Annotated in this window: 19 protein-coding genes; 5 read left to right on the forward strand and 14 right to left on the reverse strand. The window is 70.9% G+C overall.

Annotation, left to right across the window (positions count from 1 at the left end):
• Positions 1-42: 42 nt before the first annotated feature.
• The 12 genes from ACFQTY_RS14625 to ACFQTY_RS14680 all read right to left on the reverse strand — a co-directional run bounded on the left by ACFQTY_RS14625 (position 43) and on the right by ACFQTY_RS14680 (position 8864).
• Positions 43-471: a TadE/TadG family type IV pilus assembly protein gene (locus ACFQTY_RS14625; RefSeq protein WP_378101731.1), complete on the reverse strand. Its 429-nt coding sequence runs from the start codon at positions 469-471 to the stop codon at positions 43-45.
• A complete protein-coding gene (locus ACFQTY_RS14630) occupies positions 468-881 on the reverse strand; it encodes a TadE/TadG family type IV pilus assembly protein (RefSeq protein WP_378101733.1) in 414 nt (137 codons plus the stop codon). Before ACFQTY_RS14630 ends, ACFQTY_RS14625 begins: the two co-directional genes overlap by 4 nt.
• Positions 881-1081, reverse strand: coding sequence for a hypothetical protein (locus ACFQTY_RS14635; RefSeq protein ID WP_378101736.1), 201 nt, complete (start codon positions 1079-1081; stop codon positions 881-883). Before ACFQTY_RS14635 ends, ACFQTY_RS14630 begins: the two co-directional genes overlap by 1 nt.
• Positions 1082-1093: 12 nt before the next feature.
• The gene (locus ACFQTY_RS14640) at positions 1094-1993 is read right to left on the reverse strand and encodes a type II secretion system F family protein (RefSeq protein WP_378101739.1); all 900 of its coding nucleotides are present in this window, start codon (positions 1991-1993) and stop codon (positions 1094-1096) included.
• Entirely contained in the window at positions 1990-2844 is an 855-nt protein-coding gene (locus ACFQTY_RS14645) for a type II secretion system F family protein (RefSeq protein ID WP_378101742.1), read from the reverse strand. The genes ACFQTY_RS14640 and ACFQTY_RS14645 overlap by 4 nt, the downstream gene beginning before the upstream one ends.
• The gene (locus ACFQTY_RS14650) at positions 2841-4280 is read right to left on the reverse strand and encodes a CpaF family protein (RefSeq protein ID WP_378101745.1); all 1440 of its coding nucleotides are present in this window, start codon (positions 4278-4280) and stop codon (positions 2841-2843) included. Before ACFQTY_RS14650 ends, ACFQTY_RS14645 begins: the two co-directional genes overlap by 4 nt.
• Entirely contained in the window at positions 4277-5044 is a 768-nt protein-coding gene (locus ACFQTY_RS14655; protein ID WP_378101748.1) for a hypothetical protein, read from the reverse strand. The genes ACFQTY_RS14650 and ACFQTY_RS14655 overlap by 4 nt, the downstream gene beginning before the upstream one ends.
• Entirely contained in the window at positions 5041-5718 is a 678-nt protein-coding gene (locus ACFQTY_RS14660) for an SAF domain-containing protein (protein WP_378101751.1), read from the reverse strand. Before ACFQTY_RS14660 ends, ACFQTY_RS14655 begins: the two co-directional genes overlap by 4 nt.
• A gap of 38 nt (positions 5719-5756) precedes the next feature.
• Entirely contained in the window at positions 5757-6440 is a 684-nt protein-coding gene (locus ACFQTY_RS14665; protein ID WP_378101754.1) for a hypothetical protein, read from the reverse strand.
• Positions 6441-6670: 230 nt separating this feature from the next.
• Positions 6671-7216, reverse strand: a complete 546-nt coding sequence (locus ACFQTY_RS14670; RefSeq protein WP_378101756.1) for a hypothetical protein — start codon at positions 7214-7216, stop codon at positions 6671-6673.
• Between the two features lie 258 nt (positions 7217-7474).
• Positions 7475-8338, reverse strand: a complete 864-nt coding sequence (locus ACFQTY_RS14675) for a hypothetical protein (protein WP_378101758.1) — start codon at positions 8336-8338, stop codon at positions 7475-7477.
• A gap of 133 nt (positions 8339-8471) precedes the next feature.
• Positions 8472-8864: a hypothetical protein gene (locus ACFQTY_RS14680; RefSeq protein WP_378101760.1), complete on the reverse strand. Its 393-nt coding sequence runs from the start codon at positions 8862-8864 to the stop codon at positions 8472-8474.
• Between the two features lie 295 nt (positions 8865-9159).
• On the opposite strand from ACFQTY_RS14680, the gene ACFQTY_RS14685 reads away from it, so the two are divergent.
• Entirely contained in the window at positions 9160-9387 is a 228-nt protein-coding gene (locus ACFQTY_RS14685; protein WP_378101763.1) for an excisionase family DNA-binding protein, read from the forward strand.
• 78 nt (positions 9388-9465) lie between these two features.
• Here ACFQTY_RS14685 and ACFQTY_RS14690 read toward each other — a convergent pair whose 3' ends face one another.
• Positions 9466-10434, reverse strand: coding sequence for a tyrosine-type recombinase/integrase (locus tag ACFQTY_RS14690; protein WP_378101765.1), 969 nt, complete (start codon positions 10432-10434; stop codon positions 9466-9468).
• A gap of 1201 nt (positions 10435-11635) precedes the next feature.
• On the opposite strand from ACFQTY_RS14690, the gene ACFQTY_RS14695 reads away from it, so the two are divergent.
• From ACFQTY_RS14695 to ACFQTY_RS14705, 3 genes are read left to right on the forward strand one after another with little or no spacing between them, the layout of a single operon-like run.
• The gene (locus tag ACFQTY_RS14695; RefSeq protein WP_378101836.1) at positions 11636-11854 is read left to right on the forward strand and encodes a type II toxin-antitoxin system HicA family toxin; all 219 of its coding nucleotides are present in this window, start codon (positions 11636-11638) and stop codon (positions 11852-11854) included.
• An 11-nt stretch (positions 11855-11865) separates the two neighbouring features.
• Positions 11866-12210, forward strand: coding sequence for a type II toxin-antitoxin system HicB family antitoxin (locus ACFQTY_RS14700; protein ID WP_378101768.1), 345 nt, complete (start codon positions 11866-11868; stop codon positions 12208-12210).
• A complete protein-coding gene (locus ACFQTY_RS14705; RefSeq protein ID WP_378101770.1) occupies positions 12207-12668 on the forward strand; it encodes a DUF6941 family protein in 462 nt (153 codons plus the stop codon). Before ACFQTY_RS14700 ends, ACFQTY_RS14705 begins: the two co-directional genes overlap by 4 nt.
• Positions 12669-12804: 136 nt before the next feature.
• Here ACFQTY_RS14705 and ACFQTY_RS14710 read toward each other — a convergent pair whose 3' ends face one another.
• Positions 12805-13158 (reverse strand): hypothetical protein, encoded by a 354-nt coding sequence (locus ACFQTY_RS14710; protein ID WP_378101772.1) that lies wholly within the window; start codon positions 13156-13158, stop codon positions 12805-12807.
• 109 nt (positions 13159-13267) lie between these two features.
• Here ACFQTY_RS14710 and ACFQTY_RS14715 point away from each other — a divergent pair.
• The coding region (locus tag ACFQTY_RS14715) for a helix-turn-helix domain-containing protein (RefSeq protein WP_378101839.1) at positions 13268-13390 on the forward strand (123 nt) is incomplete at its 3' end.

Raw genomic sequence — 13390 nt, forward strand, 5'->3', positions numbered from 1 at the left:
ATCCCCGTTCAGGGTCGGTGCGCCACCGCGCGGACCGGGCGGTCATCGGGATCGGTACCGGTCGAGCGGTGAGGTTGCGTGCCCGGTGATGGTGCGGGTGCCGGGTAGGCCGGGGATCGCCAGATCAGCCATCGACACGGTGCACACCACCTCGACGCTGATCGCCGCGTCCGTGCCGACTGGGGCGGCGAATCCCGTCGTGTCCACGCTGATCTGGGTCGCGGCGCAGTGCGATGCGGCCAGTTCTCGCTGGGCGGCTGGCGTGGCGGTGGCGCGGGCGGCGTCTGGGGTGCGGACTAGTGAGGCGTCGCGGGCGGCGGCGCGTGCGGCCTGCTCGACGGCAGCCGACGAGGTCTCCACGCGGCCGGCCAGCACCAGGACCCCGAGCAGGAGCAGCAGGGCGGGGGCGAGGATGGCCAGCTCGAGGCTGACCGACCCGCGCTCGTCGTGACCGAACCGCGCGGGCCTCATGGTGCACCTGCCGTCGTGAACCGCTCGAGCGGGCCGGCCGCCGACTGGGATACCACGATCCCAGCCAGGCCGGGCAGCACGGAGACCGACCGTCCGGTGACGATGACTTGCACCTGCCCGGTGGCGGGGTTGCTGGCGGTGGCGTCCGGGTTGAGGAGGGTATCGGCGCCGTGGTCGGCGATGAAGGCCAGCGCACTTCCCCGTCCTGCGGCCGGGGTGGAGTGGTAGGCGCGGGCGACGCTGACGCCCTGCTGTGCCGCGGCCAGTGCCAGCGAGCGGGCGTGGAACCACAGGGCGTACTGGATCAGCGCGGTGACGATGAGCAGCAGCGCGGGGAACACGATGGCCAGCTCCAGGCTCACCGACCCGCGGTCACGGGCGGTGCTCGGGTGCCGGCGTGAGGTGGTCATCAGTTGATCTGGTTGACGCGCCGCTGGACGGCGGCGGTGATGGCCGCGACCAGGAGCCCGGCGACCAGGATCAGGCCGAGCACGATGATCACAAGCTCCAACGTGGTGGCACCCACGTCGCTGTCCACGCGCCGGCGGGCGGTCGCACGGGCGGTGGTGAGCAGGGCCTGCAGGTAGGTCAGCGTGAGCAGGGTGGGCATCGTCTTCTCCGTTCAGGTCAGCAGGATGCGCATCAGGGCGGGGTAGCCGAGCAGGGCCATGAAGCACAGGCCGAGCAGGGAGACGGGTACGACCATGTGCTCGGAGGCGGCGTTCGCGTGGGCCGTGGCCGAGGCGAGCAGCTGGGTTCGTAGGGACGCGGCGCGGGCGCGCAGGGTCGTGTAGACCGCGGCGCCGTCCCGGCCGGCCAGCCGCATGATGTCGGCGGTGTCGGCCAGCTCGCTCACCCCGGTCTCGGCGGCCAGGTCGGAGAGCCCGGTCCAGGAGGGTTGGCCGGCCAGCTCGGCGCGCAGGAGCGCGTCGCCGATGCGGGTGAACTGCGCTGACCCGCCGATCGCGGCGGCCCGATCGAGGGCCTCGGTGGGTCCGGCGTCGGCCAGGCGCTCCATCGCCACCAGCTCTAGGAACACGCACGTCGCCGCCCGCAGGCCGGCCCGGGCCTTTGCGGCGTCCTGCCGCAGCGCCAGGTCGGGCAGGAAGAAGAACACCCCGGCCAGCACCAGCCCGGCCGCGGCCGGGACGGCGAACGGCAGCCGGATCCCGGTCAGCAGCAGGACCGCGCTCATGACGGGCGGGAAGGCCAGGCCGACCAAGGTGTAGCCGATCTTCTTGGCGGCGAGGTCTTCGGGGCGCAGCTGGACGGTGCGGAGGTCCATTGCGAACCGGGCCAAGCCCAGGGCCTGCGCCGCCCGGGGCAGGGTCTGCGCCTTCAGCCGGCCCAGACGGCCCTGCGGTGGATCGGCCGCTGGTATGCGGGCTTCGGCGTCGGTCGGCAGCAGCCGGTGCACGGCGTCGGCCAGGTCGGGGCGGGCCGGTGCCAGCCCTGCGAGGATCACGACGAGTCCGGCGCCGACCAGTGCCCCGGTCAGCAAGGTCAGCCATATCGGGGTCATCGCCCACCCCCACCGGTGGTCGTGAGGAACCTCGATGCCGGCGGCGTCAGGGTCAGCGCCCGCATCCACAGCAAGCAGCCGGTGAACGCGCCGGCGATCGCGGCCAGGACCAGCTGGCCCAAGGTGTCGCCGTAGGGGGCCAGGTACGTGCCGTTGAGCGTGAGCACGGCGGCGACGCCCAGGGTGATCAGCGTGACGAGCCGGGCGGTGGAGCGGGGCTTGGCGCGTTCGGCTTCGACCTTGCGGCGGGAGGCGACCTCGTCGCCGACCGAGCCGGCAACCGCGGTGAGCACCCCCGCCAGGCCCGGGCCGCGGCGTCGGGACGCGAGCAGCAGCGAGGCGACGACGAAGTCGCCCGCGGCGTCGTCCAGGTCGTCGGCGAAGGCCCGCAGGGCCTGTTCGGTCGGCCATCGGGCGGCCAGCCGTGCGACCAGGGCGCCTACCTCGGTGCGCAGTGGCGGTGGGCACGATGCTGCGGAGGCGGTCAGTGCCTGCTCCAGCCCGACGCCGGTGGCCAGGACGTCGGCCAGGCGGCGGGTCCACTCCTCGATCGCCTCGACCCGGTCGATCGCCCTCGCGGCGACCTTGGCCGACCCGAGCAGGTACGGCAGCCCGGCCAGCACCGCGGCGGCGATCAACCCGGCCACCGGCCAGCGGGTCACCGCCCACACCGTCAGGCCGGCTCCGCCGGCGACCAGCGACCGCCACCGGGCCCACCAGCCGGCGGCTGTCGGTCGCCGGCGCCGGCGCGGCTTCGGCGGAGCGGGTTCAGTGCGGCGCAGGCCGGCGGCCGCGACCAGGACGCCGGCGACGAGCACGGCTCCGGCGGCGGCGGCGAGCAGGGTGCTCATCGTTCACCGCCCATGGGCGTGGGCCAGGTGCCGTCGCGGTGGTCCAGCAGTCGCTCGTCGAAGCCCGCCCGCACCAGGTCCGGCAAGAACTCCGGCCGATGCAGGGGCACGGCCCGGCCGTCCGGACCGGGTCCGAACACGGCGGTGGTGGCGGGTCGGTGGGTCTCCCCCAGGCCGTTGACCTCCAGCACCTGGGAGACGTACCGGTGCCGGTGGCCGTGCTCGGTGAGCAGCTCGATGTGCACGAGCAGGTCCACCGATCCGGCCAGGAGCCGGTAGGCGAACGTGTCGGTCATGTGCACCCCGGCCGACAGGCACAAGGTGACGATCCGGTCGATCGCGTGCGCCGCGGTGCGGGCGTGCAGCGTGCACAGCGACCCGTCCCCGGTCGACATCGCCTCGAGCATCGGCAGCACCTCAGGTCCGCGGACCTCCCCGACGATGATCCGGCGCAGGTTCAACCGCAGGGCGTCCACGACGAGGTCTGACAGGCTCACTTCACCGGCCCGGCGTCCGGTGGTGTCGTGCTCGGCGGACCCTTCGCGGGCTTCGAGGGCGACGACCCGGGGGTGCCGGTCGGGCAGGTCGTGCAGGTGCAGCTCGTACTCCTTCTCGATGGTCGCGAACCGTTCCATCGGGTCGAACTCGTTGGCCAACGCCCGGATCAACGTCGTCTTGCCCGCGTTCTGCAGCCCGGTCACGACGATGTTCTTGCCCGCGAGCACCGCCGCCCGCAAGAACCCTGCCAGGACGCTGTCGAGGGTGCCGAGCGCGATGAGGTCGTCCAGGTCGATGTCGCGGACCCGGTGCCGGCGGATCACCACGTGCGGCTTTGGCGTCGTCCACGCCACCGCCGCCAACCGGGACCCGTCCTCCAGGCGCAGGTGCAACGCGGGGTGCGCCGAGGTGAACGTCCGCTCCGCTCCTGCGGTGCGTGCGGCCAGCAGCTGCAGCATCTCGATCAGCTCGGCGTCAGAGTCCGCGATCGGTGGGTGGCGCACGTCGGGCCCGTCGGCGTAGGAGACCCAGACCTGGTCGTAGCCGTCGACCTCGATGTTCTCCACGTCCGGGTCGTCGATCAGCGGCTGCAGCCGGCCCAACCCGAACAGCGCCGCCATCACCGCGCGCCCGGTGCCCAGCTCCACCTCGATCGGCCACGGTTCCTCGCCCCGGCGCACCCGCTCGCGGCCGCGTTCGGACAGCTCGGCGGCGACCAGCGAGCGGGCCAGCTCCCGACGGGCGTCCGGCGCGTGGACCGGCTGGGTCTGCAAGCGCTCCGCCAGGCGCTCGGCCACGACCGCGCGCACCTGCCGCACGAGCGCCGGGTCCGCGACCGGCAGGACGGGTTCACCGGCCGTCAGCGCGGGGATCGCCGTCGGGACAGCCGACGCGGCGGGTCCGAAGAGGTGCGCGGGGCGCTCGTCGAGGCCGGTCACCGTGCCACCACCGGTTCGACGTCGGGCACCAGCTCGGCCGCCCGTTGCACCACCGACCGTGCTGAGCGCAGCAGCGCCGACCGGTCGATCCACCCGCCGGTACCGCCCTCCATCAACGCTCGCGCCGTGCGGACGTCGCTTGGGAGTGTCAGGACCTCCCGGACGCCGAGCGCGGTAGCGATCTCGGCGGATGTGTACGGGCCGGGGTCAACCACCACCCCCACCACGGCGGAACCGGCAGGGCGGTTCGCGGTCAGGGCGCGGACCGCGGCCGTCGCCGGCAGCACCGTGGCCAGGTCACCGCGGACGACGACCGCCAGCAGGTCCGCCGCCGTCAGCCACACCGTCGGCTCCCACTGATGCCCCAGCCGCCCCACATCAACCAGGACATCGACTCCGGACGCCGACAGGCCCCGCGCCACATCGACAAGCGCCACCCACGTGGGCCCCAGCGGCCGGGCTTGCCGCGGGTCGCTGACTCCCGGCAGCACCATTCGTGCCGCGGCCGGGTCCAGCGCCACGCAGCAGCCGATCAGCTGCTCCACCGACAGTGGGGCGCGCACCGCGGCCAGCACCGAGATGCCCAAGCCGTCGGGAATCCCCGCCCGCAAGGGTCCGGTCATCAGCCCCGACCCCGCCGGGTCGGCATCGATCAGTAGCACCCGCCGCCCCGGACGCACCTGCGGCCAGACCGACGTCAGTGCGAACGCGCTCGTCGTGACCCCCGGAGCACCATGGGCGGACGTCAGCGCGATGACGCTCACGGAGTCACCGCCGGCAGCACCACGATCACGAACCGACCGGTCGCCGCCCGGGTCGCCAACGCCGGCCCATCGGCCGCCGAGGCGACCACGTCGACGACGACCGTGCCGTTCACGTCGGCTGACCCCACCCGCACGACCTGAGCCGGGAACGAACGCGGAGTCGCCGGCGGAGGATCGGCACCCGCTGCCGGGGCATCCACCACGAGCAACCGATCACCAGCCGACAAGCCACTGGCAGGAACCCGGCCAGCAGCCAGCGGCAGCGGGACCAGCACCTGATCGGGTCCGACCACACCGGCGGACGTGACATCGGCACGGGTCAGCAGGGCACCGGCACGCAGCGCCACGGTCGCCCGTCGCCCCACCAGTGAGCTCACCTGCCCGGCCGGCATCACGGCAACCGACGGATCTACCGCGACCGACGTCGTCGTCAGGTCCTCGCCCGTCACCACGGAGCCATAGGTCACGTCCTTGGCCACCATCACCACGGGCACCCGGTGCCCCGAGGCGGACACCAGCCAGATCGCCGCCAGCGCGCCCAGCACCACCATGGCCACCCCAGCGACCAGCAGGCCTGGACGGCGCCGGCCCCTTGGTGCGACCAGACTGACCGGCCGTAGCCCGTCCGCGGCCTTCTGGCCGTCCAGCCCTCGGCGCTCGTTCGTCGTCGTCATCGGTCCCCCTCCCCGGCGGCCGCACGCGGCCCGATCGCTCAGCTCGTGGTCACGAGCACCTGCACCTCACCGACCCGGATCTGCCCCGTCGAGACCCGCGTGAGCGTCAACGACCCCGACGTCCCGCCACCGGTCCACGTCACGTCCCACGTCGTGGTAGCCCTGATCGGATACGCCAGACCCGGCTGATCGGCCGACGACCGCTGGTAGACGTGCTGGCACGTCGGCGAGGTGACCCCACCCGCGTAGTACGCCGTCCCGGGGTTGCGGCACGTCTCGGACTGACCATCGCCGGTGTCCCACACGATCTGCCGCGCCTGCGCCGTTGCCGTCACGGACAACCCGGGTACCGAGGCCGTCGCCGTGTTCGGTCCCCAGGTGGTCGGGGTCACGTCCGTCCACAACCAGACCGGCACCCCGACCGTGGCGAACTTGTCCGCGGGAATCGACAGCCGGATCTGTGGACCCGTCAGCACCATCTGGCTGATCGCCTGCTGCGCGAGCTGCGCCGGCGTGACCGACGTCCCGCCATACCCGGGCGGCGGCGACGCCCGCCAGGCCCACCCGCCCGCACTACTGCCCGGGACGATCGGCAGGCACAGGACGTCCCAGATCGCCCCGTTCGGGTAGTGCCCCTCCCAGGTCACGCTGTCTGCCGGTTGAGGATCGAGCAGCTTCCAGTAACAGCTGTCCTGGTCGTTCCACCAGCCCCACAGGTCCACGAAGCACGGAACGACCTCACCGGTCCTGGCGACCGTGCAGATCCGCTGCGTCGCGCCCGACGAGACGTTTCCCGCGCCAGGACTCGGGGCCGCGGGCGTTGCCGGCACGGCAACCTGGACGATGCAGAAGAGCTGCTCGGGCGGACAGGCGACGTCTGAGGGCGCAGCGCCTCTCGACGTAGGGAAGACGCTCACCGCCACGCCAAGGAGGCCGATAAGCAGGCCGTGCGTCAACACGTCGACTGCCGATCGACCACCGAGTCGCTGACCACCCAGCGCCCCGCGTAGAAGAGGGCGGTTGAGTTCACGACCAAGCGCGGGGCCTGACCAGGAGCAGCTGCGGACTTTCCGCTGCTCGTGTAGACGGGTTGCCAGTTGGTCCCGTCAACACAGTCCGCGATCTGCGCGCTCTGTCCGGGGACAACCTTCGACACCACTGGGGCGAGGACCGGCGCTCCAACGTTCGCGATCCCGTTCTTGGCGTACAGCTGCACGGTTGACGCGAGGTTCGCCAGCGCCTTGTCGACCGCGACCTGCTGCACCTGAGCCCAGTTGCCGCCAGTCAGGTCGGCATAGGAACCCGGATCCTGGAGGACTCTTACCTGGGCATCCCAGTAGCCCCGATAGGCAGCGAGAATCGGTGCTCGCTCCGGTGCGGTCGTCGCATCCGGCGAAGCCGTGTCGGTCGGCGAGCTCCCTCGAGAGTTTGCGGGCGACGATGCGCTCACTGTGGGTCGCGGCACCTCGGCGTGAGGCGCGCAGGCGGCCAGCAGCACAGCGGCGACCGTTAGGACGATCGCGCCCCCTGCGGTGCTGTGTCGACTGCCCATCGGCGCACACCTGCTCCCGTCCGGCTGCCAAGCGCGGCGGACCGGCTTGGCGGCGGTGTCGGTTTGTCCCATTGGACACCCCGTCGCGTCACAGGCCAAGACCCGGCCGGTCACGAGATTCTTGACAGCAGCGCATCGCATGTCACCGGTGTGCGCGGTTCCCCACACCGGTGACGGCCGTGGCCCCAGATCTGTGGACACCCGTCAGCCCGCCGCTCGCTGTGGATAAGTCGCCGCCGGACTCCCGGCGCGCTTCGCCGCGAGAACGGGCGAGCGGTGGCGGCGAACGCGTGTCGACCGCAGCGCTGCGCCCATGCCAGGCGTACGCAGCGCGCCCGGACCCTCCAGGAGGAGCCGGGGCAGCAACCCCGGCCAGTCGGCTGTACCGAGCAGGACGACGCACAGCCGGCGCGCCTGCCACGCCGGCAGGCCGAGATCATCAGCCATCGTCCGCCAGCCGACGAACGTGCATCGGCGATCCCTGGGCAGGGCCTGCAGCTGGATAGTGGTGGCCACGATGTCGTCGGCCTGATCACGCCGCCAGCCGGCGGCAGCCAGCGCAGCCGCCGCAGTCACCTGCGCCCGGGTGAAGTCGACGCCCTCGGCCAGGTAGTCGTCGCTGACGGCGTCCAGGCCCATGTCGCTCCACTTGTCCAGGCTCTCCAGCTGCGCAGCAGCATCCCCGTCGCGCCCGGCGAGCAGCTGCCAGGAGCGCCGTTCGCACTTGCCGAACAGCGAAGAAGCGACCTCGCCGTGAACCGCCCGGCTCGCCGCCTTCCACACCACTCCCCAGGGCGATTCGGCCTCGCGCAGCTGCGGCGTGGTGAGTACGCGCCAAGCCGCCTGCCACGCCGACGCCTCCGCCTGGGAGGCGGCGAAGCCACGCAGGCCCCAACCCGCAACCAGTGGCCAGACGAGGTCCGTCCGGATGAAGACCAGCAGCCTGGTGCCGGCGACCCCGTCCCAGCCCTCGTTGTCGACCGTCGCCAGGACGCTGAGCAAGCACTCGCGCGTGCGGACGATCGGGCCACCGTCCTCGCATCCCGTTGCCTGCTTCTCGATGGTCATGCTCGCCTCCCCGTGTCGCGTTGACACGGAAGAGGTTCCGCAGGGGCGCTGTACAACGCGGTGACATCAGGCCCAGAGGCCGAATGTCACCGCAATGTCCTCCGGATCCCAAGGAAGTCACGGCCGAGTGCGGTCAGTCGGAGAACACCTCCCGCGCGGCCGCGCTGACCGTCGGGTCGATGTCCCCGAGCAGCGACGCCTGCGCCATCGCCCCACAGCCGCGATGGCGCACAACAGCCAGCCGGACCACGACGTCGGGATGCCTTGAGAGACGATCCGCGAGGCCGCCCGGGCACCGCGGATGCTCAAGGATCGCCAGCGCGACAGTCGCGGGAAGCCGGCCAAGCTCGTTCATCGGCGGGCAGATGGTGGCGAGTGCTTCAACGTCGGCCGAGGGGTCCGTCGCCACCCGCAGCATCGCCTCAGCGTCGTCGTTCCTGACAGCCGCCCAGGCGGCCGCTCGCACGAGGCGACCCACGGCCGACCCAGAGACACGAACGCCACTCGAACGCTTGTCCGACACCATGCCTCGATGCTAGGCGCCAGCCCGGACCCGAGCCCCCGGCCGTGTCACCTCGAAGTCCCCGGTGTTCCTGGCGCCGATCCAGCCCGCACAACCCAGTGTCACCGGGATCGCGCGGCGCCCTGCTCGTGAAGCCGCCGCACATCATCGATGTCACCGGGAAGTCCCACGCCGCGGAGGACCGTCGAACGTCCCGCGGCCGGCACGAGTTCAGCTCGGATCGGGCCTCACGCCGTCACGACGCGTCGACAGACGCCCGCCTGCCGCACCGGCCGCACGTCCCGACGAAGGAGGACCCATGACGATCAGCGTCGAGCACGAGCTGCTCACGGTCGCGGAAGCCGCCGATCGCTTGCGAGTGACGACCCGGTACATCCGCATGCTCATCGCCGACGGCACCCTGCCCGCGATGCGTCTGGGAAGGCGGTCGATCCGCCTCCGCAGGGACGACGTCGACCACGTCCTGCGGCCCATCGAGACGTGGATCTCGGAGGTGACCAAGAGCACGTCGGCGCGACGCTTATGACTCATATTTGACACTAATCAACGTCACCGCAGGTCAGAAGGCTCCGCCCCCAGGATTCGAATCATGGCGCTCGAGGACTCACCGCTGGTCGATGACGGCGCTGAGCCTTTCGGCGAGCTCGCGGTCTCGAACAGCCCGAGCGTGTTGGTAGTGCAGTGCCATAGCGGGAGTGGAGTGGCCCGCCCGGGACTGGAGCTCGGCGACAGACGCTCCTGCTTCAGCGAGCAGCGACAGGCCGGCGTGTCGCAGGTGGTGGAAACGGAAGGTTTGCGGTAGCCCGCTTCGGCGCGCCGCCCGCTTCACGGAATCGGCGAAGGTCTGCACCGGAGGCGGCGATCCCGGAGTCCGCCCGACGAACAGCAAGGCATCGCGGCCAGGCCCGACCTTCGCCAGGTGGCGCTCAAGCACCTGGGCCACCGCAGCCGGCATCGAGATGTCTCGGATTCCGGCGTCCGTCTTGGGCGGTCCAAACTGCGCACGGCCGTCGATCCAGGTGACCCCCCGGCGCACGTGCACGAGGCGAGCGTCCAAGTCGACGTCCCGCCGACGGAGCGCCAGCACCTCCCCTACCCGCATTTGACACCAGGCGCCCAAGTGGATCGCTGCGCCGTAGCGCTCGCCGATTGCGTCGGCCAGATCAGCGACCTCCTGCGGAGTCAGCACCTCCACGGGCGTCACTGCCCGGGCCTGACCGGCACCTCGGATGCGGCACGGGTTCACGGCGATGAGCTCGTCGGCGACCGCCGTCGCCAGCACCGTGCGCAGGAACGCGTAGACCCGAGCACGTCCCGTGGGGTGGGCGGGATCCAGACCGTGGTGCCACGCGCGCACATGCTCCGGCGTGATCTCGTCGAGCCGCAGCCGTCCCAGCGGGGCGGTGCCGATGTGCAGGCGGAGGTAGCTTTCGTACGTGCGTCGTGTCGATGGACGTAACGCCTCACCGCGACCATTGCGGCGCTCGGCGATCCACTCTGAGACGTAGTCACTCAGGCGCGGAGGACGCGACGCCTGAGCCGCCTTCGGTGACCCAGCGGCGGCCTGCTCCATCGCGACGCGGGCTCGCGCAAGCCACGCGTGCGCCTCCGCCTTCGTGGAGAACGTCGTCGGAGCGGACCTCCAGCGTCCGGGAGAGACTGAGTATCGGGCTCGGTGGCGGCCCGACGGCAGGGTCTCAACCGATCCGAACGAGTTCCGTCCCGCCATCGCGCACCGCCTCCGCGTGGAAGATACGTGGAAGATCTCCCTTCCACGGGGTTCCTCAGCAGGCCCCGACGTTCTCCTCAGAGGGGGTCGCGCCGGGATCGTTATTGCACGTCAGAGGCTATATTGGTGCGGGTAGTAGCGCCAGCGGATCGGCCTCACAGAGGCGGTTCGAATCCCACTCGGGGCACCGCTCTGACCTGCAGGAACGTAGCGGCGTGTCATATGCGGGTTACAAGGGTGGTCGCAAGGCCTCCGCGACTCGCCGCCCGATGCAGTTCCGCTGGTGCTCGATGCTGTGCGACGGGGATGGCAAGGGTCGGGCAGGCACGCCCTCTGTGTCGGTGACATCCAGCGAGCGGGTGGAGTGGGTGGCGGTGACGTGCCACGCCGGCGGCGTGCAGGCGATCGTGGATGCGGGCATTCAGGTCGACGGCGGTAGCCGTGTCCCCGTCTGCGCGATCGCCTCGTGCCCCTGCCGTCAGGGCGGTTGCCGTGGCGCCGACGATCCGGTCGAGCACGTCGCCGCGCGCGCACCCGCTTGGCCACCCCCATCGGTGTGCGGGTTGGGGTCTCCGGACCGCTAGTCACAGTGGTCTAGCGCCGCCCCGACCAGACTCCGAGTCTTCAACCGCCACACCCCCGCTCTCGACCCGCGCCCGGAGCACCGAAGCCTCCAGGAACTCCAGCGACTGGTCCACCGCCGCGTGCACTACCGCAGCCGCCGTCGGCGTCGTTGTCTTCACCCACCGCCCACAGCTCGGACGCATCCTTCGGCAGCGTGAACGTCGGGCCGCACCCCGCGACCTCCAACCGGCAACCGGCAACCGGCAACCGGCAACCGGTCAGCGGATCACCGCCAACTCGGGATACCGCCTCCAGTGCTCGCTCCTCCATCCGGTCGGCCGCACGGCACCTTCCCGTCACGCGCGCCATCGCGCCATGCGTGCGCATGGGGCCGGCAGAGGGCGGACCGCGAGCCTCGGAGTGGGTACCGTGGCGGCCGGGACCCTGTGGAATCATCCCGCGGGTGGAGCGGTTTCCGTCGATGAAGGGGCGCGACGTCCAGCGCACCCTGGAGCGCGAGCCGCTCGGCTACCGGGTCGTGCGACAGAGAGGCTCACACCGGAGGATGGAGGCGGACGGACGGCCTCCGTTGTTGTTCTCGTACCACGACGGTGCAACAGTTCCTCCGTCCGTCGTTCGTAAGATCCTCATTAGCGACGTCGGCTTGACCGAAGAAGAGGCATGGGAAGTCCTGGGGTGACGGAGACGACGATGGCTGCAGTGACCGTGCATTACCACGAGGAGGATGGCTCATGGTGGGCCGACTCGCCGGACGTCGCGGGGTTCACGGCGGTGGGTCACACGCTGACTGAAGTGCGGCAGTTGGTGCAGGAGGGCATCCCCTTCTACCTGCAAGACAAGGCCGTCGACGTTCGCGAAGTCTCCGGGAGCGGCTCCGAGCTTCGGTCGGTACGGATCGTGACACCGGAATGGGGTTGGGTCGGGGTGACGCTCACCGACCAGGGCAGCGCCTCGCCGGCCGTCGCCTCGTTCAATGGCTGGCAGACTCGCTACGCAACCGACAACTCGAGTCGCGTCAGCGTAGGTGCCGCGTGAGGGTCACCCTTCTGCTCTGTGATCACGCGACCGTCGCTGAAGGCAAGCTCTACATCTCGGGTGGCGGCTGGAACATGACGGCGCCTGTTCCGAGCCCGTCGGCTGTCGCGCTTCTCGTCTCAGTCCCCTGGGATCAAGCCAACATGCGTCATGAGATCCGCATGTGGCTCGAGCGCCAAGACGGTGAGCGGGTGGAACGCGTCGATGAGTTCGGTCGCACCGTACCGATCCAACTCGATGGGAACTTCGAAGTCGGTCGTCCACCTGGGGTGCTCAGCGGGACGCCCCTCGACGTCCCCATAGCCCTACTGATTCCCCCACTGCCTCTTCAGCCGGGCGGCCGCTACCGGTGGGTGCTGGAGGTCGACGGAAGGACTCAAGAGGACTGGAACCTTCCCTTCTCGGTGCGCCCGAATCCCGAGCACGGCACCGGTCCGGCTGCCCTTCCGGGCTTCTGAGTAGACACGTCCCCTCGGACGCAGTTCTCACCTGCGGTCATCCTCCGGGCCCGACCGGTGACTTCCGCCCGTTGACACCGAGCCCGACGACCGAGCCCTAAGTGTCCCCATCCGACAAGAGCCGGCCGGCGATCACTCATCGCCGCCTGGCCGACGCGACTCGGACCGCCGCGGCCATCCCGCCGTCGCCGTAGGTGATCTCGCCTACCGGTATCGACGGGTCCGCCACGAGGAGCTGCTCCCATCGGTTCAGCAGCTCTCTGGCGTGAGACTCGTGTGCGAGGAGGGCCGTGCGAAGGTTCGCGGCGAACACCTCTCTGTGCTTGTCGATGAGGCGGCCGTACAGCTCGAGCCGGTGCTCCATCGACCGGACGTTCGCCGACGCCTCGGCCGTGCGGTACTCCACGAGCGGCTCGGGGACGATCGCAATACGCCGATCGGTACCGAGAATCGACAGGAAGAAGTCCCAGTCCTCGAAGCCGGTCCGCATCGACTCGTCGTAGCCACCGGATGCCAGCCACGCCGAGCGCTGTCGACGACGCGTTGAGACTGACCCTCTGACGACGGATTGGGGCTGACCCCTCCGGGACTCTGGAGGGGTGATCGCACTGGAGGATTGGGCGGAGATCCGTCGGCTGCATCGGGCCGAGGGGATGCCGATCAAGGAGATCGCGCGTCGGCTCGGGTTGGCGCGCAACACCGTCCGGGCGGCGTTGCGGGCT

Origin of the sequence: Cellulomonas sp. T2.31MG-18, from assembly GCF_964266755.1 — a bacterium.
GTDB lineage: Bacteria > Actinomycetota > Actinomycetes > Actinomycetales > Cellulomonadaceae > Cellulomonas.